Here is a 25,065-nt window from a genome sequence, read left to right as displayed (position 1 = left end):
GTCGGCTGTGGCATGTAGCCGGCCTCGAACGCCTGCTCCTGCCACGGCTGGTCGGTCAGCACCAACGTGATCACGACGGCGATGCTGTTCATCGACGAGGCTCTGGAGGGACGATGACGAAGCTGGAAGTCGGCTATCTGCTGCCGACGCGAGACGACGCCGTGCTGGGACGCCACGAACCGGGACGGCTCGTCGCCTTGGCACGCAAGGCGGAAGAACTGGGACTGGACTCGGTCTGGGCCGGCGACAGCCCCGTGACCAGACCGCGCGCGGACCCGCTGGTGCTGCTGGCCGCCGTGGCCCAGGCGACCGAACGGGTCACGCTCGGCACGGCGGTGCTGCTGCCCGCACTGCGCCACCCGATCCTGCTGGCGCACCAGCTCGCGACCCTCGACCGGCTCGCGGAGGGACGGCTCGTCGCGGGCATGGGCGGCGGGTTCCCGAACCCGGCCACCCGGGCTCAGTTCGACGCGGTCGGCGTCGCGTTCGACCGCCGCGTCAGCCGCCTGGAGGAGTCGATCGACGTCATGCGGCGGCTGTGGTCCGGCGAGGCGATCTCCCACCGCGGCAAGCACTTCAGCTTCACGGACGTGCGGCTCACTCCTCCGCCGTTCCGCCCGGGAGGTCCGCCGATCTGGCTGGCGGGAAGCGGACCGGCGTTGCGGCGCGTGGCCCGCCTCGCCGACGGCTGGCTCCCCTATCCGCCCGAGACGACGACGTACGCGGAGGAACTGGCGACTGTCCAGCAGGCGGCTTCCCGTTCGATCGTCCCGGCCCTGTACGCGACGCTCTGCCTGGACGAGGACCCGGACAGGGCGCGCCAACGCCTGCGCACGAGCATCGAGCGCTACTACAACGCCCCGCTCGAGGCCGTGGCCTCGATCCAGGCGATGTTCGCGGGCACCGCGCACCAGGCCGCCGAGTGGCTCGCGGGGTACGCCGCGGCCGGAGTTCGCCACGTGGTCGTCCGCCTCACCACCGACGAGAACCTCGACGAGCTCGCCGGCCAAGTGCTGCCCCTGCTGCGCGAGGAGGAGCACCGATGACCACGTTCGTGCTCGTCCACGGCGCCTGGCACGGCCCGTGGGCGTGGGACCGAGTCGTGCCCTTGCTGCGCGCCGCCGGGACGCACACGATCACCGTCAACCTCACCACCCCTGCGGACCGCGGGCTGCACGACGACGCCGAGACGGTGATCACCACCGTCGACACGATGCAGGACAACGACATCGTGCTGGTGGGCCACAGTTACGCGGGCCTGGTCGTCCGGGAAGCCGCGGACGCACGGCCTGATGCCGTGCGCCACGTGGTCCTCGTCGACGGCTGGGCGGGCAAGGACGGAGCCAGCCTGGTCAGCCTCGCCCCCGATGCCTTCGCGCGGACAGTCCGCGCCGCCGCCGACAGCCGCGGGCAGATCCCCGCCCCCGCACCGGAGGCCTTCGGCATCACCGATCCCGAAGCCGCGGCCTGGCTGGCCCCGCGCCTGCTGCCCCAGCCGTTGCGGACGTTCACCGAACCCACCCGGCTGACCGGAGCGGTCGACCGGATTCCGGGAACCGCGATCTGCTGCCGGCCGCGCACCTACCCGTTCGACGAGTTCGGCGCAGCGGTCGGCTACGAGACACTGGCGCTGGACGGCCCGCACGACGTGATGCTCACCCACCCCGAACCGCTGGTCCCGCTGCTTCTAGGGTGTTGAAGTGGACCAGCGAGCGTACAACCAGTACTGCGCCACCGCGCGCACCCTCGACATCGTCGGTGAGCGCTGGACGCTGCTGCTGATCCGCGAACTGCTGACCGGGCCCAAGCGGTTCGGTGACCTCCAGGCCAGCCTGCGCGGCCTCGGCACCGGGCTGCTGGCGGCCCGGCTGAAGCACCTCGAACGGGAAGGGCTCGCCCGCAAGATCACGCTCCCGCCGCCCGCCCGCACCCCCGCGTACGCGCTCACCGAGGCCGGCGAGGAGCTCGGCGCGCCGGTCCTGGCGCTCGCTCGGTGGGGGCTCAGGTGGGCGATGGGCGAGCGGCACGACACCGACACGTTCCACCCCGGCTGGGCGGTGCTCGGTCTTCGTGCCTGCTTCGACGCCGAGGCAGCCGCCGGGCTCCGTGCGGTGTACGAGTTCCGCGTCGACGACGAGGTCTTCCACGCCCGCGTCGACGACGGGACGATCGAGGCGCTGCACGGCCCCGCACAGCACCCGGATGCGGTCATCACGATCGGCGAGGACGCGTTCGTCGACGTGACCGGTCAGCGCCTCACTCTCGCCGACGCGATCAAGACCGGCGCCGCGTCGGCGTCCGGCGACCGCGCGGCCCTGCGCGAGCTGACCAAGCTCTTCCCGCTGCCGCCCGCCCGCGAACGCGACTAGGCCGTTCATCGACTGTTCACCTCACGATTGCGACGACTGCCCCTGTAACGGCGTCGAAGTGACGAAGGATCTGCTCCCTGACAGGGCTTTCGGCAGAGGTGGACAGTGAAGAGAACGCTCGGCATCGGGCTCGCGGTCGTGTTGCTGGTGGGTGTGGTCGTGGCGATCGTCCTGGGTCAGGGCGGCGACGAGCAGGCCCAGCTCCAGACCGTGCGCGGCGTCATCGGCTCGGAGAAGCTCGCCTTCTTCGCCGACCAGCGGGTCAAGGACGTGTTCGCGAAGCACGGGCTCAAGGTCGAGGTGGATCCGGCCGGGTCGCGGCAGATCGCGACGGCGACCGATCTGAACGCGTACGACTTCGCATTCCCTTCTTCAGCACCGGCAGCGGAGAAGATCCAGCGCGATCGCAAGGCAGCACGGACGTACGCGCCGTTCTCGTCGCCGATGGTGATCGCCACGTTCGACCCGATCGTCGATCTGCTGACCAAGGCCGGCGTGGTGAAGTCCGGGCCGGGCTACCAGACGTTCGACGTGCAGGCATACCTGGATCTCGCCGCCAAGAGCACGCGCTGGGACCAGCTGCCGGGCAACACGGCGTATCCCGCGCGCAAGAACCTGCTGGTCACCACGACGGATCCGCGTGACTCGAACTCCGCGGCGATGTACTTGGCGATCACGTCGTTCGTCGCGAACGGTGGCGTGGTCAGCTCGCCGGACGCCGAGGCGAAGGTGCTGCCGGCGGTGTCGAAGCTGTTCCTGGACCAGGGTTACACGCAGAGCAGCAGCGAGGGGCCGTTCGAGGACTACCTGTCCGCCGGCATGGGCAAGACGCCGCTGGTGCTCGCGTACGAGGCGCAGTTCGTCGACCGGGTGGTGCGCGCCGACTCGACGATCCGGCCGGACATGAAGCTGCTCTACCCGGCGCCGACCGTGCTCTCGAAGCACACGCTGGTGCCGTTGCGGGAGAACGGGGACAAGGTCGGGCAGCTGCTGTCGTCCGACGCCGAGCTGGGCAGGCTCGCGGCGACGTTCGGCTTCCGCACGTCGGATCCCCGGCACTTCAACGACATCGCCAAGGAGAAGAACCTGACCGTGCCGCAGACGATCGTGGACGTCGTCGAACCGCCCGCGCACGAGACGCTGGAGCGGATGCTCGAAGCCATCGCGAAGCAGTACTGATCATGAGTGATTTCGTGCTCACACCACCGGATCCCGTCGAGCCCGTGCCAGTGGACCGCGCGGCCGGGCTGATTCCGGTGGCGGACGACGCCAAGGTCCAGCTGTCGGTGCGGGCGCAGGAGTTCATCTCCGCCCTGGCCGCGGTCGATCCGCAGTCACCGGACTTCAGCCGGATCGTCGACCAGGCACTGGTGCTCGGCGAGGCGGAGATGCGGGTGGCGGCCCAGATCGCGGGCCGGATGCTGGACCGCACGCTGGCTTCCGTGTCGTCCCCCAACACCACGCGGGTGTCGACGAGTTTGGTCGAGCTGCGCCGGTCGGTGCGCGAACTGGACCCGCAGGACCTCACCAAGCTGACCAGCCGCAAGATCCTCGGGTTCATCCCCGGCGGCAACGCGGCCAGGGGTTTGCTGGCCAGGCTGCGAGCGGCCGACGAGCCCGTCAACCGGATCGTGCTGAAGCTGCGGTCCGGCCAGGATGCGTTGAAACGCGACAACGCGGCCATCAAGGGCGAGCGCCAGCGGTTGTGGGACCTGATGACGAAGCTGTCGCAGGACGCCGCTCTGGCTGCCGAGATGGACGAGGCGGTGCAACGGCAGGTGGACATCCTCGACCTGTCGGATCCCGGACGCGCCAACGCGTTGCGCGCTGATGTCCTCTTCGGACTGCGGCAACGGCATCAGGACCTGCTGACCCAGCTCGCCGTGTGCGCGCAGGGCTACCTGGCGCTGGACGTCGTACGCCGCAACAACGACGAGCTGATCAAGGGCATCGAACGGGCGGTCAGCACGACCGTCACGGCGTTGCGGATCGGTGTCGCGGTGGCCGCGGCTTTGGCCGGGCAGCGCGAGGTGATCGACCAGGTCGACGCCGTGCGCGGGCTCACCGACTCGATCCTGAAGTCCAACGCGACGCTGATGTCGTTGCAGGGACAGGACATCCAGCGCATCGCCTCGACGCCGGCGGTCGGCATCGAAGCGGTTCGGACCTCGTTCGACCAGATCTACGCGGCGATCGACGCCATCGACACGTTCAAGGCCCGCGCGGCCGACTCGATGTCCAGCACCGTGACCGCGCTGGACGCCGAGATCCGGCGCGCCCACGACCACCTGAGCCGGGTCCGCGAGACCGGTGAGCAGTCTTGACCCGCCACTCCCCAGGAGCCAGCATGATCCGCCGCCTCGTCCCCCTGGCAGCCGCGTTGGCGCTGCTGGCGGGATGTTCCGACGAAGCAGACCCGGCCAGACCGGTCGGCGACCCCTCCCCCGGCGTCCTGCGCGTCCTGGCCGGCAGCGAACTGGCCGACATGCAGCCGATTCTGGACGAAGCCGCCAAAGCCACCGGCATCACCGTGAAGCTCAGCTTCTCCGGCACGATCGACGGCGCCGAGAAGGTCGCGAGCGGTGCCGTGGAACAGGGCTTCGACGCCGTCTGGTTCTCCTCCAACCGCTACCTGGAACTGGTCCCAGAGGCCCAGAAGCGCCTCGGCACCCCGACCAAGGTCATGTCCTCTCCGGTCGTGCTCGGCCTGCCCGCTCAGAAGGTCGCGGAGCTGGGCTGGGACGGCAAGCGCGTCGGCTGGGCCGAGATCGCCGAAGCCGCGGGTGCGCAGAAGTTCACCTACGGCATGACGGATCCGTCCGCATCGAACTCCGGCTTCTCCGCGCTGGTCGGCGTCGCGGCCGCGCTGTCCGGTTCGGGATCGGCGCTCGACGCGGCCAAGATCAACGCGGTCGCTCCGCAGCTCAAGCAGTTCTTCTCGGCCCAGACGCTGTCGGCCGGTTCGTCCGGCTGGCTGTCCGAGGCCTACGGGCGCAGGGCCAGGGGCGAGGATCCGGGCGCCAAAGTGGACGGTCTGATCAACTACGAGTCGGTCCTGTTGTCGCAGAACGACCCGCTGACCCTGGTCTACCCGAGCGACGGCGTGGTGACCGCGGACTACCCGCTGACCCTGCTCACGTCCGCGTCCTCGGCGGCTCGCGAGGCCCATCAGAAGCTCTCCGACTACCTGAAGAGCCCGGACGCCCAGCGCAGGATCATGGACACGACGCACCGCCGCCCGGCCGCGCCGCAGGTGCCGCTCGACGGCAAGTTCGCGGTGAAGGACCTGGTCGAACTGCCGTTCCCCGGTAGTCAGTCCGCTGTGGACGGTCTGATCACCACGTACTTCGACCAGCTGCGCCGCCCGTCCCGCACGCTCTACGTGCTCGACACGTCCGGCTCGATGCAGGGCGACCGCATCGACGGCCTCCGGCAGGCACTGGTCGGGCTGACCGGCGCGGACGAGTCGCTCGCGGGCAAGTTCAACCGGTTCCACGGCCGCGAGCAGGTCACGTTGCTGCCGTTCAACAGCACCGCGCAGCCGGCGTTGAAGTACGAGGTGCGGGCGGACGACCCGCGCCCGGTCCTCGACCAGATCCGCGGCACCGCCACGTCGTTGGACGCGGCCGGCGGCACCGCGATCTACAGCAGCCTGCGCAGCGGCTACGACGTGCTGCGCCAGCAGATCAACGCGGACCCGGACCGGTTCACCTCGATCGTGCTGATGACCGACGGCGAGAACACCGGCAGCGAGGACATCGGCCAGTTCGAGACGTTCCACGGCACCCTGCCGCAGAACCTCAAGGGCATCCCGATCTTCCCGGTGCTGTTCGGCGAGAGCGCCACGGGCGAGATGGACCGGCTCGCGAAGATGAGCGGTGGCAAGGTGTTCGACGCCCGCAGCCGCTCGCTGTCGGCCGCGTTCAAGGAGATCCGTGGCTACCAGTAACCCGGTGCCGCGCTACCTGGCGTCCTGGAAGAACCTCGCGGGGTGCACGGGCGGCCTGATCGGCCTGCTCCTGCACTTCGCGGGGCTCGCGGGCTCCTACTGGGTCGTCGTGGTGATCGGCCTCTACGCCGTCGGCGCCCTCGCCGCGCCACCCGAGCGGATCATCCTGGTGACCGACCCCGAGGAGGAGGCCGGTCAGCTCAGGTCCGAACTGGACGCGCTGGTGCTGCGCGTGCAGGGCTTCAACGTTCCGGCTGAGATCAAGCCGAAGCTGGGCGAGATCGCCGAGATCCTGCGCGGCATGCTCGACCGCCCGCGCGAACTGCGCGCCGATCCGGACGCCCTGCACGCCGTCACCAGACTCGTCGGCACCGACCTGCCGCTGTCCGTGCAGACCTACGTGAACCTGCCGTGGTGGTACTCCGCCGCGCGTGGTTCGGGCACGGAACTGGTGCGGCAGCTGGATCTCCTGAAGGCGGACGCGGTCCGGGTCGCGGAACGCTTCCACGCGGCCGACGCGCAACGCCAAGCCGATCACACCCGCTACCTCGAAGATCGCGAGTAGGCTGACGATCATGCGTTACGTCAGGGTTTTCGCGGACGAGAACGGCAAATCGGCCTTCGAGGACGTCGAGGTCGAAGGAACGCCGACGGTCACGGTCGAGGGCGTGCCACCGCTGCTCGTGTCCGGCCCGTTCCAGGCATCCTCGATGCTGGTCGTCGAGCAACCGGCGGGCGGCACGCCGGAGTGGGAGCTGCACGTCGCCCCGCGCAAGCAGTGGCTGGTCGTGCTGACCGGCCGGGCGGCTGTGACGGTGTCGGACGGGGAACGCCGCGAGTTCGGGCCGGGCGCGCTGCTGTCCTTTGAGGACACCGAGGGCGAGGGTCACATGTCCACACCGCTCACGGACGACCTGTCGTTCGCGATGTTCCCGCACCAGGCAGCCTGAACGCGACGCTGAACACCACCCCGGCCAGGCTGAGCAACAGCACGCCCGCGCCGGCGACCATTCGCAGCCGTCGGACGCGCCCAGACGACACGAGCGGGCATCCGGTGGCGCCGAGCCCGCCAGTGGTCCTTCGACATGAAGAGCAGGGCGGGCTTGTGCTGAACCAATTGAGGGACGGGGTGAACGCCGCGCCCATACCCCGCCCAGCAGGAAGTCCATCACGAAGAGCAGCGGGATCCCGGCATCCCCCGCCTCGGCGGTGCAGGTCCACCCGACGTGCCCCGTGAGCACCATCGCCGCACCGGTGAACAGCTCCCAGATCGCCTTCACCGGCCGAGACCAGCCCGGGAACCCCAGCGCGGCGGACAAATCCCGCGCGGCCCCGCCACTATCCGCGACGTGAAGTCGTACACCGGAGCCGAAGCCGCCACGACGCCCCGGTTCCGGCTTCAATGGAAAGCGCTTACATAACTACCAGATCACCACACGGTCACAACGAGATATACCGACCGACCACTCGGTCGGCACATCTGGTGTGCTCGAAGACATGGACATCGAGAAGGCGATCGCCGGACTGGACCTGCCCCGGAAGGTGCGGCTGCTGACCGGATCCGCGCTCTTCGCCCTGTGGCCGGAGCCGGCGATCGGGCTGGCGTCGCTCAAGCTGTCCGACGGCCCGACCGGTGTCCGCGGCGCCGAGCTGCGGGGCGGCGTGATCGCCTGCGTGCTGCCGAACGCCACGCTGCTCGCCCAGCACTGGGACACGACGCTGGCCCGCGAGGTAGGCGAGGTGCTCGCGGACGAAGCGGCCGCGCAGCAGGTGCACGTCGTGCTCGGCCCGACGATCAACCTGCACCGCACGCCGCTCGGCGGGCGGCTCTTCGAGGCCTACAGCGAGGACCCGCTGCTCACCGGCACGCTCGCCGCCGCTTACGTCCAAGGCTTGCAGGACAAGGGCATCGCGGCGACGCCGAAGCACTACGTGGCCAACGAGTCCGAGACCGAGCGGCGCACGGTCAGCTCCGAGCTCGACGCGAAGACGTTGCGCGAGGTGTACCTGCTGCCGTTCGAGATCGTCGTCGAGGACGCCGCGCCGTGGGCGATCATGGCTGCCTACAACAAGGTCAACGGCATCCCCGCGACCGAGCACACCGAACTGGTCGAGGACGTGCTGAAGGGCGAGTGGGGGTTCGACGGCCTCGTCATGTCCGACTGGTTCGCCGCGCAGTCCACGGCCGAGAGCGCGAACGGCGGGCTCGACCTCGTCATGCCCGGTCCCGGCGGGCCGTGGGAGGACAAGCTGGTCGCGGCCGTGGAAGCGGGCGAGGTCGCGGAGTCGGTCATCGACGACCACCTGAGCCGGCTGCTGCTCCTCGCTTCCCGCACCGGCGCGTTCGGCGGCGAACGCAAGTGGCCGGCGGATGTGCCCGCACCGGACAGCGCGATCAGGCGTGAGCAGCTGCGGAGGTTCGCCGCGGGTGGCATGACCGTGCTGACGAACAACGGCGTGCTGCCGCTGCAGGACCCCAGGGTCGCGCTGATCGGCCGGCACGCGATCGACACCGTCGCCCAGGGAGGCGGTTCGGCCGGGCTGCGGCCACCCCACGTCATCAGCATCGCCGACGGCCTGACGTCGTTGCTGGGCGATCGCGTGTCCGTTGTGGACGGTGTGGAGGTGAGGCTGCGTCACGCCGCACCGGGTCCTGGCGTGCTGCGCGACATCCGGGCCACTACGTTCGACGCGTCGGGTGAGGTGCTGGCGTCCCGGGAGATGGAGATCGCCGAGCTAGCGGCGTACGGCGGGTGGGCACAGGGGGCCGCGTCGATCGAGGTGTCCGGCGAGGTCGTGCTGGACGAACCGGCGCGGATGCTCGTGGGGGTGCGCGGGTTCGGCGACTGGACGCTGGAGGTCGCCGGCGAGCAGCACGCGACCCGGCTGGCGTGGGCGGACGGCATCGTGGAGGAAGCGCTGCTGAAGCCGCCTTTCTGGACGACCGAGGTGCTCCTCTCCCCCGGCGACCGGATCACCGCACGGGTGCGCGAGGCTTCGGCGCTGGTCGGTCTCATCACCCAGCCGGTCCCCCGCCCTCCCGCCGACGCCATCGGTGCCGCTGTGCGGGCCGCGCGCGAGGCCGAGGTGGCGGTGGTGGTCGTCGGCCTCACCGACGAGCAGGAGACCGAGGGCTTCGACAAGACGACGCTCGCGTTGCCGGGTGAGCAGGACGCACTCGTCGCCGCAGTGGCGGCCGCCGCGAAACGCACGGTGGTCGTGGTGAACGCCGCGACGCCGGTGCTGATGCCCTGGCTCGCCCAGGTCGACGCCGTGCTGTGGGCGGGCCTGCCCGGCCAGGAAGCCGGTGACGCCGTGGCGGCCGCGCTGCTCGGCGACATCGAACCGGCCGGGCGGCTGGTCACCACGTTCCCGCGGGCCGACTCCGACGCGTTGAGCGTGGTGCCGGCGAACGGCGCGTTGCCCTACGCGGAGGGCACCGCGATCGGGTATCGCGGCGCGTCCGAGCCGTTGTTCTGGTTCGGCCACGGCCTCGGCTACACGACGTGGGAGTACGGCACGGCATCCGCGTCCACTGTGGACGGTGTGATCAGCGCGGTGTCGCTGGAGCTCACCAACACCGGCGACCGCTCCGGCCGTGAGGTCGTACAGGTCTACCTGCGGCCGGCGAGCGAACCCGTGCGGCTGATCGGATGGGCGGTCGCGGACGTCGAGGCGGGCGAGACCGTGCGGGTCGAGGTGCCGTGCTCGGCGCGGGTGCAACGGGTCTGGGACGACGGCTGGCACCCGTTGCGCGGCGGCGAGCTGCTGGTCGCCCGCGGCCTGGGTGACGTCCGGGTTACCCTGCCCGCTGACCAGGAGTGAGGTGAGCCGTGTCGTTCCCGCCCCGGTACCGGGCCAAGTCACGGGTGGACGTCTCGGGTGAGGAGTCCCGGGCGAAGGCGGTCGCCGTCGCCACCGAGCTGTTCGCCACGTCCGGGTTCCGCGGTACGTCGGTGGCCGCCGTGGCCGCGAAAACAGGGCTCTCGCAGTCCGGTCTGCTGCACCACTTCCCCAGCAAGGCGGCCCTGCTCGCCGCCGTGCTGGAGGAACGCGACCGCGAGGACGGCGACTTCCTGTCCGGGGTCACCGGTCCACCGCTGGGCTGGGCGGCGTTCGACGCGCTGACGGCCCTGGTCGCCCGCAACTCGACCCGCCCGCAGCTGATCGGTCTCTTCGTCCGCCTGGCCGCCGAGGCCACCGAACCCTCGCATCCGGCCCACTCCTGGATCCGCGAACACTACGAAGGCATTCGGAACTGGCTCACCGACGCCGTCCACACAGGACAGCAGCGCGGCGAGATCAGCCAGGACGCGCCCGTGAACACCATCGTCCGCACCACGATCGCGGTGATCGACGGCCTGCAGCAGCAGTGGCTGCTCGACCCGGACAAGATGTCGATGGCCGCGGAGTTCGAGGCCTTCACGGACACCCTGCGCGCCCGCTGGGGAACCATCGGCGCGGGTGGACGTCCTTGAGGGCATGCCACGCGTGCTCGTCCTGCTCTGCTCCGCGATCGTCCTGACAGGTGCTGCCGCGATCGCGGTGTTCGGCCGGTCGGGACCGGGACTGGACCCGGCACGGGAACAGGCCGTGCGCGCGTCGGTCGAAAGTCATCTCGAACAGAACCACTGGCACGGCGTTCTGCAAGCGCAGTACGTGCAACAGCGCGTCGGGTGGTTCTGCGCCATTGAGATCATCGAGGCGGACGAGAACGCGGACGAGTCGACGGTCGGGCTCCAGACGGTGTGCGAGGAGTTCACCGCCGTGGCCGGGGAACTGGTCATCGGCAGCGGTGAGACCGTGCCCAGGATCGCCACCGTGACTTCGGCTCCCCAGCCGGTCGAGGTGCGCCGCGTGGAGCCGGCGCCCGACGGTGCCCCGAACGCGAAATGGATCGACGACCACTTCTCCTGGCTCGGTGCCAAGAAGCTGCGCCGAACGCAGTACCGGGATCTGCACGACGAGACGGTCACCAAGGCCCTCAGCGCGTTCGGGTTGCCCTCCGACGCACCGGTTCGCCCGCGGATCTGACCCGGATTGCGGTATCGTCGACGCCGGGTGAAGTCATGTGACAGTGGTGGTTCCCAACTTCCACGGCAAGCAGGCGCTCGACGCGTGGCTGGCAGGCCACGACGCGGGGTTGCTCCTGCAGGGTCCTGATCCGGACAGTCCCCATCCCCTGATGAACGGCGTCGTCGTGGCGCAGCAACCTGCTGCGGGCACGCGCGCCGAACGCTGGGACGTCGTGACCGTGTGGGTCGAGGGCGGTGGTGACGGCAGCGGAGTCCGCGAGCCGCGTCGTCCGCTGCCAGAACGTCGTGCAGCCACTAAGTATCTCGACGAGTGTGGTTGAACAACAGGTTGAGCACGAACGCGGTCAGCGCCGCGCTGGTGATGGCGCTGCCCGCGATCACCTGTGCCCACGCCGGGAACGAGTGGTAGATCTTCGGCGCCACGACCGGGAGCAGGCCGATGCCGATCGTCACCGCGATGATCAGCAGGTTCCCGGTGTTCTCGAAGTCGACGGTGCGCAGGATCCCGATGCCCAGGGCGGCGACGGTCGCGAACATGACCAGCCCGGCCGCGCCGACCACCGGTCCGGGCAGGGCCGCGACGATCGCGCCGAGCTTCGGGATCAGGCCCAGCACCACCAGAATGCCGCCGGCGACCGCGGTGACGTACCGGCTGCGCACCTTCGTGATGCCGACCAGGCCGACGTTCTGGCCGAACGCGGTGTCCAGGAACCCGTTCATGACACCGCCGAGCACGCCGGAGACACCCTCGGCGGCCAGCCCCCTGGCCAGGTCCCGGGAAGTCACCGCACGCCCGGTCATCTCGCCGACCGCGAGCATCGAGGCGGTCGACTCGGTGAAGGTCACCAGCATGACCACGCACATGGAGATCACCGCGGCCACCGGGAAGTGCGGCGCGCCGAAGTGGAACGGCTGGGCGATCCCGAGCCACGCGGCACCACCGACACCGGAGAAATCGGTCATGCCCAACGCCATCGCGACCAGCGTGCCGCCCACCAGCCCGACCAGCACGCCCAGCTGGCCCAGCAGGCCGCGCGCGAACCGGCCGACCAGCACGATGGCCAGCACGATCCCGAACGCCAGCGCCAGCCGGGACGGCGCCGCGTAGTCGGGCGCCGAGTCGAACCCGGTGATCAACCCGGCCCCGACCCCGATCAACGACAACCCGATCACCGTGATCACCGACCCGGTCACCACGGGCGGGAAGAACCGCACCGCCCGTGCGAACGGCACCGCGATCAAGATGCCGAACACCCCGGCCGCGAGCATCGAACCGTAAACGGCCTGCACGCCGTACTGCCCGGCGATCAGGATCATCGGCGTCACGGCGGTGAACGTCGCCCCGGCCACGACCGGCAGCCGGACGCCGAGAACGTTGCCGATGCCCACGGCCTGCAGCAGCGTGATCAGGCCGGCCACCAGCAGGTCGGCGTTGACCAGCAGCCCGATGGTGTGGGTGTCGAGGCCCGCGGCGGCACCGAAGACCAGCGGCACCGTGACGCAGCCGGTGTACATGGCGAGGACGTGCTGCAAACCGAGCAACCCGAGCCGCGCGGGTGGCAGCACCTCGTCGACCGGATGCTTCAGGGCGGTTTCCATGGACCTCTTCGTAGCCGGTGGACGTTGCGCCCGCGTCACGCGAACGAGAAGTCGCCCGCTCAGCGGTACTTTCAGGCACATGACCGAGCCGGTGACGCCCCAGACGCCGCGTCCCGTGCGGTTCGCCGCCGTCGGCCAGTGGTGGCGTGACGTCACGTTCCTGCACTGGGCGGTCGAGCCGGAGAAGGTCGCGCGGTTCCTGCCCGCAGGCACGGTGCCGGACCTGCTGGACGGCGTCACGTACATCGGGCTCGTGCCGTTCCGGATGCACCCCATCGGCGGACGGGTCGGGCCGCGGCTGCCTTACATCGGCACGTTCTGCGAGACCAACGTCCGGCTCTACTCGGTCGACGGCCAAGGCAGGCGCGGCGTGGTGTTCCTGTCGCTCGACGCCAGCAGGCTCGTGCCCGTGCTCGGCGCCCGGACCAGCGCCCGGCTGCCCTACAAGTGGGCGTCCATGAGATTGAACCGCTTCGACGACGTGCTCACCTACACGTCGAAACGCATCTGGCCGGAACCTCGGGGCGCGTCGAGCCGGGTGGTGGTCCGGACCGGAAAACCGATCACCCCAGGTGACCTCGAACGATTCCTGACCGCCCGGTGGGGTCTGCACGTCGGGTGGCACGGAAGAACGATCTACTTGCCCAACGACCACCCCGAGTGGCCGCTGCACGAAGCCGAGCTGCTGGAGCTCAAGGACGATCTGGTGGCCGCGTCCGGTCTCGAAGCCCCACCAGGGCCGCCGGTCAGCGTGCTGTTCTCGCCAGGTGTGCCGGTGAGGTTCGGCGTCCCCACGGCGTGAAGGGTGGTGGCCCGGTCCAGTCTGGGGGACCCTGCCGGGCCACCGGCTTCAAGGTGGCCGACGTGCGCGGTGACTTTCACACGTCGGCCGGGTTCTTGGGGGAACCGGACCCGGCAACTGCGCCGACCCCCTGTCCCGGGAGTTCGGGCCCGGCGGCGCAGGTACCGGATCTGGGTACAAAGGTGCCAGGCGGCGCGCACAGATTTCGCCCAGGCGCCGCACAGGTCGGTCCGGATACGCGAGGATGGCTCAGTCCCGAACGATGAGGAGAGATGCGCCGGTGGAGTTCCTGTTGCTCGGCACGCCGGCGGTCAGGCGGGCGGGCACGCCGCTGGAGCTGGGCGGACCCCGGCAGCGAGCGGTGCTCACGATGCTGTTGCTGCACGCCAACCAGGCGGTCAGCGTCGCACAGCTCACCGAGGCGGTCTGGGACTCCCCGCCCGTTTCGCCCGAGTCGAACCTGCGCACATATGTGGCCGGCTTGCGCAAGGTCCTCGGCGATCGGCTGATCACCCGGCCCGGTCACGGCTACCAGCTCGTCGTCGAGCCCGGCGAGCTCGACCTCGACGCGTTCGACTCGCTGGTGCGCCAGGGCGAGGAGGCGGTGGAGGAGGCCGACGCCGAGGCGGCGGCGGGGTTCTTCGCCGAGGCGCTGGCCAGGTGGCACGGCACCCCGGCCGCCGAGCTGAGCGCGGGACCGTTGCTGCGCGCGGAGTTCACCCGGCTGCAGGAACGGCGGTTGACGGCGGTCGAGCGGTATGCCAAGGCGGCACTGGAACTCGGCCGGTTCGACGACGTGATCGACCGGCTGCGCCGCGAGACCGCGCAGCACCCGTTGCGCGAGGAGCTGTGGGCCCAGCTGATGCTGGCGCTGGACCGCTCCGGCCGTCGTGGTGAGGCGCTGGAGGCCTATGCGGCCGCCCGCAGGCACGTGGTCGACCAGGTCGGTGTCGAGCCGGGCGCCCGACTGCGGCAGCTGCAGCAGGTGATCCTGGAGAGCCGGGTGCCTTCACCCGCCGCGTTGAACGCACACCGGCAGCTGCCGATGGACATCGCCGAGTTCACCGGGCGTGAGGCGGAGCTGCGCAAGCTGTGCGAACCGGGACCGCACACCACGGTCGTGATCTCCGCGATCGAGGGCATGGCCGGTGTCGGCAAGACCAAACTCGCCGTGCGGGCGGCACATCAGCTCGTGCAGCGGTACCCGGATGTCCAGCTGTGGGCGGATCTGCACGGTTTCGACGCGGACGAGCTGCCGGCCGATCCCGCTGCCGTGCTGGAGAGCTTCCTGCGTCTGCTGGGTGTGCCGGGTGGGCAGATTCCGGAGTCGCTGGAGGCACGGGCGGCGCTCTACCGCGACCGGCTGGCGGGCAAACGGGCGTTGGTGCTGCTGGACAACGCGGCGGGCGAGGACCAGGTGCGGCCGTTGCTGCCGGGCAGCGCGTCGTGTCTCGTGCTGATCACCAGCCGCCGCACGTTGCTCAAGCTGGACGGCGTGAGATCGCTCTTCCTGGACGTCTTCACGCCCGGTGAGGCGGTCGCGCTGCTCTCCCGGATCGCCGGCGCGGACCGGATCGACGCGGATCGCGAGGCAGCCGTTCGGGTCGCGGAGCTGTGCGGGCACCTGCCGATCGCGGTCGCACTGGCCGCCAAACGCCTCGCTCGCCGTCCACAGTGGACTCTGCCGGACCTGGCAGCACAGCTGGAGCGAGGCGGTGTCGGCGCGCGCGGCGTCTTCGACCTCTCCTACCAGGCGCTCCCCGACAACCAGCGCCGATTATTCAGGCTGCTCGGCCTCCACCCCGGCGAGGACGTCACCGCCGAGTCCGCCGCCGCTCTCGCCGGTCTGACCGCGTACGAGACCGAAGACCTGCTGGAGACGTTGCTCGACGAGCACCTGCTGCAGCAGCACACTCCCGGCCGCTACGGACTGCACGACCTGTTGCGCGCCTACGCCGTCGAGCAGGTCATGGCCGCGGAACCGCCGCCCGCACGGCATCTGGCGCGACGACGTGTGCTGGACTGGTACGTGCACACCTCGTGGCACGCCGAACTGCAGCTCAACCCGGTGCGGCAGCTGGAGATCGGCACCGCGGACCCGGCCGTGCACCCGCGCACGTTCGCCGACCGCGACGCCGCTTTGCTGTGGTGCGACACGGAACGCGCGAACCTCGTGGCCGCGATCCGGGACGCGGCCGAGCACGGACTGGCGGAGCAGTGCTGGAGCCTCGCTCAATGCCTGTGGGACTTCTTCAACCTGCGCAAGCACTGGGCCGACTGGATCGACACGCACACCGTGGCTCTGGCGGCCGCACGTTCGGTCGGTGATCGCAGTGCCGAAGGACGGATGCTGATCACGCTCGGCATCGGGCTGCGCGAGATCCGGCGCCACGACGAGGCCATCGAGTGCTACCAGCAGGCGTTGGCGATCTTCCGCGCGATGGGGGACAAGTCGCGGCAGGAACCGACGTTGAACAACCTCGGCATCGCGTACATGGTCGTCGGAAGGGTCGACGACGCGCTGGCGTGCTACGAGCAGGCCGCCGAGATCGCCCGCGAGCTGGGCGACCTGCACACGGAAGCCGTCATCTCGAACAACATCGGGCTGCTGCACGCCGACGCCGGGCGGTTCTCGCAGGCATTGGAGCGGTACCTGCGGTCGCTGGAGATCCGGCAGGAGATCGAGGACCCGTACAGCGAGGCGATCCTGCTCAACAACATCGGCGAGGTCTACCGCGGGCTGCTCGACTTCCCCGAGGCCGTGTCGTACGTCGAGCGCGCGCTGGAGATGTTCCGCACGATCGGCGACCTCTACGGGCAGGCCGAGTCGCTGGACAACCTCGGGCTGGCGCTCGACGGTCTCGGTGACCGGCGGGGCGCGGAGAAGTGCTGGCTGGAGTCCGTGACGTTGTTCGAGGAACTGGGCGAGCCGAAGGCCGACGAGGTCCGCGCCAGGTTGTAGCCGCCCGCGATCAAGCCAAGCGCGATCCGAGCCGTATCGCGCCTTGCGAACCTGCCCGCATGACCGATCGCGTGCGGGGAGAAGCAGCACCGTACGCACTCGTGCGCCTGGCGACCCTGCCGCACCCGGACGGTGCCACGGCCTCGGCGCCGTTCCGTCGGGCGGTGGAGGCGTTGGCGGACACCGAAAGCCGGTTGCACGCGCTGATCGATCCGTTGTGCGATCTGCTGCACGACAGCGCGAGCACACACACCTCCGAGGTCCACCGCCGCGTCGTGCTGCCGTTGCGCGGTGATGTCCACAACCGGCGCACGACCAAACCCGCGTTGCGCGCGGCCGCGTCGTCGCTGCGGATTCCGGAGCTGGACACGTGGTTCGAGCTGATGGACTCGCTCGGCGGGCTGGTCGGCGAGGTCTCGCGGCTGCAGCCGGAGGCTTTGGCCGCCGAACGCGAGGTGCTCGCGCCGGAACCGTCGCGCCGCGCGATCGGCTGGGGCACCTGGTCCGCCGACGCGCCGACGCCCGACTGGGGTACCCCGGTTTCCGTGCCGCAGGTCGACCAGCTGCTGCTGGCCCGCCTGACGGCTGCTCTGGTCTCCGATCGCACCCGGCTCTTCGACCACCCGCACCGCCTCGCACCCGGCGTGCACGAGGACGACGGCCGGACGAGGTTCCTCCGCGACGTCCCGGCTTCCGGCCCGTCGCATCGGTGCGCCGAGGAGAACGTGGAGCTGGCGTCCAGTCCGTCGTTGAGGTTCATCATCGGCCTGACCTCGGCCAACCCCAAGGGAATCAGCCCGTCCGAGCTCGCCGGCGCGCTCGCGACCCGGCTGCCCGACGACGAGTCCCACCGCGCCCGGGGTTTCGTCGAGCTGCTGCTCGACATCAAGCTGCTGATCCCTGTGCTGCCGGTAGATCCGCAGGACCCTGCCGCGTGTCCGTCGCTGGCCTCGTGGCTGCGCGACACCGGACGGCCTGAGCTCGCCGACCGCGTGCTGTCGCTCCACCACTCGACGGTGGCGTTCGGTGAGCTCTCGTCGTCGGAACGGCCCGCCGCGCTGGCCGCGTTGATCGCCGGGTGGGAGTCGCTGGGCTCGGCGGTCGGTGCCGACCTCACCGGCATCGTGCCGGTGAGCGAGGATCTCGTGCTGCCGCAACCCGTTCGGCTCGGCCGTGCGTACGGGTACGACGGTGTGCGATCTTTGGCCGCGTTGACGCCGTTGCTCATGCTGTTCGACCGGCACCTCGCGATCCGCCGGCACGTCCGCGACCAGTTCGTCGTCGAGTTCGGCCGCGGTGGTTCCGCACGGCTCGCCGAGTGCTCGCAGCTGCTGCTGGACGCGCTGGCCTCCGCACCGAGCGGCGGCCTCGGTGCCAGCCGCGCCCAGGTCGCCGACCTGGTGGTGGACGGCGTGATCACCGACGAGGCCGTCCAAGCGGCCGCCGACCTGCTGCCGTCGTGGATGAAGACCCGCCCTGTGTCGTACGGCTTCGTCGCCCAGCCCTCTCCGGAAGGCCTGGTGGTGAACCACATCCACGCCGGCTTCGGCCGCTTCCCCTCGCGTTTCCTGGACATGCTGCCACCAGAGGCGTACGCGTCCGTCCGGGCCACTTTGGACGGTGTGTTCCCGCACGGCTTCGCCGAGTACCGCCCGGTGCAGGGCTTCAACCCGAACCTGCACCCGCTGCTCAGCCGTGTGGAGATCGGCGAAGATCCGCGCTGGGCCGACCACACCCCGGACGCGTTCGAACTGTGCCACGACCAGGAACGCGACGAGCTCCGGCTGCGACGCTCCGGCACGGTCGTCGACGTCCTGTACCTCGGCCACCTCCCGCCGGACTCGCTGCCCGGCCGGGTCGCCGCACTGCACGCCGACCTCGCGTGCGGTGCGGCCGATCTCTCCCAGCTGCGCCCCTTCTCGCACTCCGGTGACGTGCTGTTCGCGGACCGCCTGCGCTACCGGGATGTCCTGCTGGCACGTCGCACGTGGGAGTTTTCCGCTGCTGCCCTGGACGCCGCGGAGGTCGCCTCGGTGACCCGGTTCCGGGCTTCCCGCGGTCTGCCCGGTCAGGTGTTCGTCGGCCCGAAACCGCAGTACGTGGATCTCACCAACGCCCTGCACCTGCGCGATTTGCCGCGCCTGCTGACCCGCTGCGGCGACCACCGCGTCCAGCTCACCGAGGCCCTGCCGGTCCCGTCCGGCCAGGTCCTGGAGATCTTCGCGGAGACCTACCGGAGAGCCGAGTGAGCGACGTCGTGGCAAACCCGCTGGATGCTCGGGCGACGATCGAGATCAAGGGAAGCGGACCGCTGGCAGAGGCAGCGGCCCGCGCAGCCGAAGCTGTCTGGCCGGCGATCGCCCACGAGCAGCTGACCACCCGCGAACTCGTGCTTTCCGCTGGCCATGTGGTCGTCCTGGCAGGTTGCGGAGCAGACGTCGGTTGCGTGCTTCCCATCATCGAGGAATTCAATTCGTTCGACACTGAAGCAACTATGCGAACCGTCGCCAGACTCGGCCTGACCGGAGAACCGGCGCCGGATCTGGCCGCTCTCATCGGATCCGCGGCCGTGCGCCGCCTCGTTCGCGCCGTGGCAGGGCTTCCGGACCCGGCGTCGGAGACCCCCTGTCCGAAGGTCCTGGTCGCACGGGCGAATCCTCTCCGCGCCACCTACCACCCGGTGGTCACCAACCCCGTCCACGGCGATCCGTGGCAGCTGCTCGACGCCCTCACGGATCCCGAACTGGGCCTCGCCGACCCTCCGACGTTCGGCGGCCTCCCCCAGGTCCCGGCCAGGCTCGCTCTCTCCGGCGACTCCCTCGGCATCGGCACCACCGCGGCCGAAGCCCGCCTCAACGCCGCGCTGACCGCCCTCAAGTCCGACGGCATCGACCTGCTCCACGCCACCGGAACCGCGTTGCGCCACGCGGCTTTCCGCCTCACAGGCGAACCGGTCGACGACCGCGAGTGGGCCGCGGACCCCGCCGCCCGCAAGTGGTGGACGGCGTTGACCGGGCGGTTCGCGGTGCCGGCCGTCGTCTACGTCGAACGACTCGCGCGCGGCGCCTACAAGGCCGAGATCCGCGACAGCCACCACCTCGTGGCCTGGGCAGTGGAAGCCACGGCCGCACAGGCGGTCGCCTGCGCCGCCCTCGCCGCCACCGGCCTCGCCCAAGCCGGCCGCGACGGCACCGCCCACCTCAACCGCGCCGCCCCGGACCAGCGATCGGCGGAGGAAGCGTTCCAGCAAACCCTTGCCGCACTGGACGACGCGGCGTGAGCACCTACCCCTGGTCTCAGTAGGGGCGGCCACCGACGAACATCATCGCGCTGACCAGCACCGCCAGCAGCCCCAGCAGCAGCCCGATCGCGGCCATCGGCTTGCCGCGCCGGTCGCCGACCAGCCCGAGCACCGCCACGACGAGCACGATCAGCCCGCCGACGAGCCCGACGTAACGCCGGAAACCGGTCATGTTCATCGGCAGGAACGGCACCACGACCGCGACCAGCCCGAGAACCAGCGCGGTCAGCCCCAGCACAGGGCTCTTGGAGGGAGTCTGCTGTGGCAGCGACATGTTCGCGACCCTAACGAACCACCAATCAGACCTCCACCGAATCCAGCAGAGAATCCACCGTCGGTTCGATCGCCGCCGCCGCCCGCGCGTCCCGGAACCTGCGCTCGATGCCCAGATCCCGGCGAAAAGCCGCGTCGCCGCACACCTTCATCGCGAGGTCCGTCACCGCGACGGCCGCCTCGGTAGCGGTCACCGCGAGCAGCCGGACCCGGTCGGCAGACCGCTCCGGATGCCACGTCACCGCCGACAAGGTGTCGTTGTAGACCACCCGAATCTCGTCCGTGCGCAGCCGCATCCGCGCCAGATCAGCGCGGGTCCGCGGATCGCCACCGCCCAGATGCCCCAGCGCAGCGGCCAATGCGCCTTCCATCAGCCCCAACGACACCGCCGCCCCGAGCACCAGGAACCACGGAAACGCCAGCTCCTCCGACCACAGCTGGTTCGACGCGGGCACCCGCACGGGATCCGCCCGCACGCAGGTGGCCACGGTCCCCCGCAGCCCCATTCCGGCGTGATCGGCGGGCACGAGCAACCCCGGCGCCTCAGCGGGCACCAGCAGCAACGCCCGCCCGCACGACCAGACGTAGCTGTCCGCCTCGCCAGCTGCGATCACCCAGCTCTTGCGCGCCCGGACCTGCACGATGTCGCCGTGCGTGGACACCTCGCCACTCGCACCGAAAGCCGCCAGCGTCGACAGATGCCGCCCTGCCGCGATCTCCGCGCGCAACCAGTGCGGGCCGGAACGGTCCAGCACAGCGGCCGCGGAGTAGTGCGAGCGCAACACGGAAGCCGTCGCGCCACATACCCGAGCGATCTCCTCGACCACCCGGCCGGCCGAACGGAGATCCTGTCCTCCCCCGCCGACCGTGCGGGAGATCGTCATCCCCAGCAGGCCGCGCGCCCCCAGAGCGTTCAGGGCGGCGCGCGGGAATCGGGCGTGCTGGTCGACATCGGCGGCCGAAGGTGCCACCACGTTCTGCACGATGCGGAGCAGGTCCGCCCGGTACGTCACGTGGGCGGGTAGAGCGAGTAGGACGGGAAGTTGCCGTACGGCCGTTCATCCGGCGGGCCCTCTGTCACGGCGTGCACCAGCAACGAGCCACCCACGAACGCACCGCGCCACGACGCTCCACGGCCACCGAACACCTCGTCCCGGTCACCCCGCGAGCGCGGCCTGTTGATGCCGATCTTGAACGCCTGGACGTCCTCGCTGAGCCGTTTCGCCGTCGCCTCGTCGTCACAGGCCAACGACGCGACCAGGGCACCGTTCGACGCGTTCATCGCGGCCAGCAGCTCGGCCTCGGTGTCGACCAGCACGATCGTGTCGACCGGCCCGAACGGCTCCGCGTGGTGCAGCACGGACGACCGCGGCGGGTCCAGGATCGCGACCGGGGCGAGGTAGGCCGCCGTCTGCTGACCGGGCAGGAAGCGACCCGAGTCCGGCGATCCGCGGTACAACGGCACACCGCCGGCCCGGATCGCCTCGTCCACGACGTCACCGAGTTCCTTGGCCTTCGCGTCGTTGATCAACGGCCCGAAGTCCAGGACGGGCAGCTCGTCGTCGGGCGAAGTGACGGCGAGCGGGTGCCCGAAGGTGACCTCCTGGACCGCCGGCAGGTAGACCGACAGGAACTTGTCGAACAAAGACCGCTGCACGACGTACCGCGGGTAGGCGGTGCAGCGTTGCTTGCCGTAGTCGAACGCCTTGCGGATCTGCGTGCCGAGCATGTCCCAGGAGTCGGTCTCCCAGATGCCCCAGCAGTTCAGGCCTTCCTGCTCCAGCACATGCCGCCGGTTCGAGTCGACCAGCCGGGTCGCGATGGCGCTGCCGACATCACGACCGCCCACAAAGGACACACAGCCGAGGAACGACGACCCGACCAGCACCGGTGCCAGCTCGGCACCGCTGCCGCTGACCAACGTCAACGGCAGCCCTGAACGAACCGCCAGCGCCGTCGCCAGCGTCAGGCAGCTCACGCCACCGTCGGTCGGCGCCTTGGCGACGACCGCGTTGCCCGCCAACGCCTGCACGAGCATGGCGTGCATGAGCACGCTCATCGGGTAGTTCCACGAGGCGATGTTGCTGACCGGGCCGGACAACGGCTTGCGCCCGGCCAGCATCGAGTCGATCTCCTCGACGTACCAGCGGACACCCTCGATGCAGCGGTCGACGTCGGCCGTCGCGAGCCGCCACGGCTTGCCGATCTCCCACACCAGCAGCAACGACAGCAGGTCGCGGTGCTCGGTCAGTGCGTCCAATGCGGACGACACCCGGGCTTTCCTCTCCGCGAGAGGCACGTTGCCCCACTCGATGTGCTGGTCGACGGCCGCGACGACCGCCCGTCCCGCGACGTCGAAGTCGAGGAACGGCGGTCCCGCGATGGTGGAGCCGTCGACCGGGCTGGTGGCGGGCATCGGTTCGCCGGAACGACTCCACCCGCCGGCGAAGTGGTTGAGCAGCCGATCGTCGTGGAACGCTTCGGGTGCGACCTTCACACACTGCGAATACACGTCGTTCCAGGAAGTTCCGGGCTTGAGGATCAACGACATCGGAGCGCCCTCCCGAAGTGTTGCGCGATCAGCGGTTTTGCACGTGCTGCCAGCCGAAACGCCCCTTGATGCACAGGTTTCCGTGCGTGACAGTGCTCTCGTGCGGAGAAGTGACCTTCACGATCTCGTTGTCCTGCACGTGCAGGGTGAGGTTGCACCCGACACCGCAGAACGTGCAGATGGTCGTGGTCTGGGTTTGCGCGGTCTCGTCCCAGGTGCCGTCCTCGCGCTTGTCGTGCTCGCGCTTGAAGCTCAGCGCACCCGTCGGGCAGACCTCGATGCAGTTGCCGCAGTACACGCAAGCGCTGTCGGGCAACGGCGTGGAGAACTCGGTGGAGATCCGCGCGTCGAACCCGCGGCCCGCCACCGAGATGGCGAAGCTGTTCTGCCACTGGTCGCCGCACGCGTCGACGCACTTGTAGCACATGATGCACTTGCCGTAGTCGCGCACGTACAGCGGATTGTCCACAATGGTGGGTTGGAGCTTCGTTTCGGCGTCCGGACCGAAACGAGAGGGATCGGCGCCGCACGCCGACATCCACTCGTCCACGTGCGGCGTGGTGGACAGGTCCGTGGCGGACCCGAGAAGTTCCAGCACCAGCTTGCGGCTGTGTTGTGTGCGCTCGGAGTCGGTGCGCACGACCATGCCGGGCTCGACCTTGCGCGAGCACGACGGCACGAGCGTGCGCGATCCCTCGACCTCGACCATGCACACGCGGCAAGCGTTGGCAGGCTTCAAAGTGTCGCCGTAGCACAACGTCGGGATCGACTTCCCGGACGCCGTACAGGCGTCCAGAATCGTCGCACCTTCAGGCACGCGAACGCTTTCGCCGTCCAGCGTCATCTCGACCAAACGCTTCGGCAGGCCGATTTCCACGATCGTCATTTCGCCGCCTCCTCCGCGTAGCCGAGCCGATCGAGCGCTGATTCGATGGCGTTCCAGGCGGTCTGCCCCAGGCCGCAGATCGACGAGTCGCGCATGACCTGCCCGACTTCGCGCAGCAGCTGGAGATCCGCCGCGCTGGTGCTCAGCGGACGCTTGCCGACGAGCCGATGCATCGCTTCTTCCTGCCGGACAGTTCCAATTCGGCACGGCACGCACTGCCCGCACGACTCGTCGCGGAAGAACGCGGCGATCCTGAGCAGGAAGCTGCCCAGATCAGCGGTGTCGTCGAGCACCAGCACGACGCCGGAGCCGAGGGTCGTGCCGGCGGCGCGCGCGTCCTCCAGGGTGAGCGGCAGGTCGAGCTCGTCCGGGCGAACGAACCCGCCTGCCGCCCCGCCGAGCAGTACCGCTCGCAGCTCCCGGCCTGGCGGCACGCCACCCGCCAGATCGAGGAGTTCCCCGAGCGTGGTGCCGAACGGCACCTCGTACACGCCCGGACGACTCACATTTCCCGACAGGCAGAAGAGCTTTGGCCCGGTTGACCCGTCGGTGCCCATGCGGGTGTAGGCCTCGCAGCCCTCCGTGAGTATCACCGGCACGTTGACCAGCGTCTCCACGTTGTTGACGACGGTCGGCTTGCCGAACAGGCCCTTCTCCACCGGGAACGGCGGCTTCGAGCGCGGTTCCCCGCGGAAGCCCTCGATCGAGTTGAAGATCGCGGTTTCCTCACCGCAGATGTACGCGCCCGCGCCACGACGGATCTCGATGTCGAACGAGAAACCCTCGTGGCCCATGATGTTCTCGCCGAGGAAGTTCCGCTCGCGCGCCTTCGAGATCGCGTTGCGCAGCAGGTGCAACGCTCGCGGGTACTCGCCGCGCAGGTACAGGTAGCCGCGCGAACACCCGGCGGCGAACCCGGCGATCGTCATCGACTCGATCACCGCGAACGGGTCGCCTTCCATGAGCAGGCGGTCCTTGAACGTGCCGGGCTCGCTCTCGTCCGCGTTGCACACCAGGTAGTGCGGCCGTACCGGCTGTCCGGCGGTCGCGCTCCACTTGCGCCCGGTCGGGAACGCCGCCCCGCCGCGTCCCATCAGCTTGGCGTCGCTGACCTCGCGGATCACCCCGGCAGGCCCGAGCAGCAATGCTGTTCGGAGAGCGTGATAGCCGCCGGTGGCCCGGTAGTCGTCGAGCGACTCGGGATCGACGACGCCGACTCGTTTGAGCAGCCGCCGTCGGTGTCTTATGCTGGCCAGACCAGCAGCACCGGACAGGGCGCGTGGTCAACGACGAACCGGGTCGCCGGGCCGAGGCTGCGCGGACCGGCATGGCTGACG

22 protein-coding genes are annotated in these 25,065 nt (G+C 69.9%); 16 read left to right on the top strand and 6 right to left on the bottom strand.

What is annotated here, in order from left to right; translation table 11 throughout:
* The first annotated feature begins 113 nt into the window (after positions 1–113).
* From ABZX92_RS35040 to ABZX92_RS34985, 12 genes are all read left to right on the top strand, one after another.
* Positions 114–1,046 carry an LLM class flavin-dependent oxidoreductase gene (locus ABZX92_RS35040; protein WP_355569150.1) on the top strand — a complete coding sequence of 311 codons (933 nt, stop codon included), beginning with the start codon at positions 114–116 and terminating at the stop codon, positions 1,044–1,046.
* Positions 1,043–1,699: an alpha/beta fold hydrolase gene (locus ABZX92_RS35035; protein WP_355569148.1), complete on the top strand. Its 657-nt coding sequence runs from the start codon at positions 1,043–1,045 to the stop codon at positions 1,697–1,699. The genes ABZX92_RS35040 and ABZX92_RS35035 overlap by 4 nt, the downstream gene beginning before the upstream one ends.
* A 1-nt stretch (position 1,700) precedes the next feature.
* On the top strand, positions 1,701–2,369 hold the full coding sequence (locus ABZX92_RS35030; RefSeq protein ID WP_355569145.1) for a winged helix-turn-helix transcriptional regulator: 669 nt from the start codon (positions 1,701–1,703) through the stop codon (positions 2,367–2,369).
* A 105-nt stretch (positions 2,370–2,474) separates the two neighbouring features.
* Complete coding sequence (locus tag ABZX92_RS35025; protein ID WP_355569142.1) at positions 2,475–3,548, top strand: hypothetical protein; 1,074 nt, start codon at positions 2,475–2,477, stop codon at positions 3,546–3,548.
* 2 nt (positions 3,549–3,550) lie between these two features.
* Positions 3,551–4,693, top strand: coding sequence for a toxic anion resistance protein (locus ABZX92_RS35020; RefSeq protein ID WP_355569139.1), 1,143 nt, complete (start codon positions 3,551–3,553; stop codon positions 4,691–4,693).
* A gap of 23 nt (positions 4,694–4,716) precedes the next feature.
* Positions 4,717–6,318: a substrate-binding and VWA domain-containing protein gene (locus tag ABZX92_RS35015; RefSeq protein ID WP_355569136.1), complete on the top strand. Its 1,602-nt coding sequence runs from the start codon at positions 4,717–4,719 to the stop codon at positions 6,316–6,318.
* On the top strand, positions 6,305–6,883 hold the full coding sequence (locus ABZX92_RS35010; RefSeq protein ID WP_355569133.1) for a hypothetical protein: 579 nt from the start codon (positions 6,305–6,307) through the stop codon (positions 6,881–6,883). Before ABZX92_RS35015 ends, ABZX92_RS35010 begins: the two co-directional genes overlap by 14 nt.
* Before the next feature lie 10 nt (positions 6,884–6,893).
* Complete coding sequence (locus ABZX92_RS35005) at positions 6,894–7,268, top strand: hypothetical protein (RefSeq protein ID WP_355569130.1); 375 nt, start codon at positions 6,894–6,896, stop codon at positions 7,266–7,268.
* A gap of 547 nt (positions 7,269–7,815) precedes the next feature.
* Positions 7,816–10,143 (top strand): glycoside hydrolase family 3 C-terminal domain-containing protein, encoded by a 2,328-nt coding sequence (locus ABZX92_RS35000; RefSeq protein ID WP_355569127.1) that lies wholly within the window; start codon positions 7,816–7,818, stop codon positions 10,141–10,143.
* 8 nt (positions 10,144–10,151) lie between these two features.
* Positions 10,152–10,796: a TetR/AcrR family transcriptional regulator gene (locus tag ABZX92_RS34995; protein ID WP_355569124.1), complete on the top strand. Its 645-nt coding sequence runs from the start codon at positions 10,152–10,154 to the stop codon at positions 10,794–10,796.
* Positions 10,783–11,352 carry a hypothetical protein gene (locus ABZX92_RS34990; RefSeq protein WP_355569121.1) on the top strand — a complete coding sequence of 190 codons (570 nt, stop codon included), beginning with the start codon at positions 10,783–10,785 and terminating at the stop codon, positions 11,350–11,352. The genes ABZX92_RS34995 and ABZX92_RS34990 overlap by 14 nt, the downstream gene beginning before the upstream one ends.
* 37 nt (positions 11,353–11,389) lie before the next feature.
* Positions 11,390–11,674, top strand: a complete 285-nt coding sequence (locus ABZX92_RS34985) for a PASTA domain-containing protein (RefSeq protein ID WP_355569118.1) — start codon at positions 11,390–11,392, stop codon at positions 11,672–11,674.
* On the opposite strand, the gene ABZX92_RS34980 is transcribed toward ABZX92_RS34985, so the two are convergent.
* A complete protein-coding gene (locus ABZX92_RS34980) occupies positions 11,649–12,953 on the bottom strand; it encodes a nucleobase:cation symporter-2 family protein (RefSeq protein ID WP_355569115.1) in 1,305 nt (434 codons plus the stop codon). The genes ABZX92_RS34985 and ABZX92_RS34980 overlap by 26 nt on opposite strands.
* Before the next feature lie 79 nt (positions 12,954–13,032).
* On the opposite strand from ABZX92_RS34980, the gene ABZX92_RS34975 reads away from it, so the two are divergent.
* The 4 genes from ABZX92_RS34975 (at position 13,033) to ABZX92_RS34960 (ending at position 19,997) form a co-directional block, all read left to right on the top strand.
* Positions 13,033–13,755, top strand: a complete 723-nt coding sequence (locus ABZX92_RS34975) for a DUF2071 domain-containing protein (protein WP_355569112.1) — start codon at positions 13,033–13,035, stop codon at positions 13,753–13,755.
* A 280-nt stretch (positions 13,756–14,035) separates the two neighbouring features.
* The gene (locus tag ABZX92_RS34970) at positions 14,036–16,717 is read left to right on the top strand and encodes a BTAD domain-containing putative transcriptional regulator (RefSeq protein WP_355569109.1); all 2,682 of its coding nucleotides are present in this window, start codon (positions 14,036–14,038) and stop codon (positions 16,715–16,717) included.
* A gap of 59 nt (positions 16,718–16,776) precedes the next feature.
* Positions 16,777–18,966, top strand: a complete 2,190-nt coding sequence (locus ABZX92_RS34965) for a lantibiotic dehydratase (RefSeq protein WP_355569106.1) — start codon at positions 16,777–16,779, stop codon at positions 18,964–18,966.
* 245 nt (positions 18,967–19,211) lie between these two features.
* The gene (locus tag ABZX92_RS34960) at positions 19,212–19,997 is read left to right on the top strand and encodes a hypothetical protein (protein ID WP_355569103.1); all 786 of its coding nucleotides are present in this window, start codon (positions 19,212–19,214) and stop codon (positions 19,995–19,997) included.
* A gap of 16 nt (positions 19,998–20,013) precedes the next feature.
* Here the strand turns inward: ABZX92_RS34960 and ABZX92_RS34955 are convergent, their stop codons facing one another.
* The 5 genes from ABZX92_RS34955 to ABZX92_RS34935 form a co-directional block, all read right to left on the bottom strand.
* Entirely contained in the window at positions 20,014–20,292 is a 279-nt protein-coding gene (locus tag ABZX92_RS34955; RefSeq protein WP_355569100.1) for a hypothetical protein, read from the bottom strand.
* 25 nt (positions 20,293–20,317) lie between these two features.
* Complete coding sequence (locus ABZX92_RS34950; RefSeq protein ID WP_355569097.1) at positions 20,318–21,304, bottom strand: acyl-CoA dehydrogenase family protein; 987 nt, start codon at positions 21,302–21,304, stop codon at positions 20,318–20,320.
* Entirely contained in the window at positions 21,301–22,788 is a 1,488-nt protein-coding gene (locus tag ABZX92_RS34945) for an aldehyde dehydrogenase family protein (protein ID WP_355569094.1), read from the bottom strand. The genes ABZX92_RS34950 and ABZX92_RS34945 overlap by 4 nt, the downstream gene beginning before the upstream one ends.
* Positions 22,789–22,870: 82 nt before the next feature.
* Entirely contained in the window at positions 22,871–23,728 is an 858-nt protein-coding gene (locus ABZX92_RS34940; protein ID WP_355569091.1) for a 2Fe-2S iron-sulfur cluster-binding protein, read from the bottom strand.
* Complete coding sequence (locus tag ABZX92_RS34935; protein ID WP_355569088.1) at positions 23,725–24,873, bottom strand: NADH-ubiquinone oxidoreductase-F iron-sulfur binding region domain-containing protein; 1,149 nt, start codon at positions 24,871–24,873, stop codon at positions 23,725–23,727. Before ABZX92_RS34935 ends, ABZX92_RS34940 begins: the two co-directional genes overlap by 4 nt.
* Positions 24,874–25,065: the final 192 nt, after the last annotated feature.

This window comes from Lentzea sp. NPDC006480, from assembly GCF_040611995.1.
In the GTDB taxonomy this organism is placed as follows: domain Bacteria; phylum Actinomycetota; class Actinomycetes; order Mycobacteriales; family Pseudonocardiaceae; genus Lentzea.
This window is presented reverse-complemented; position numbering and strand designations above follow the sequence as displayed.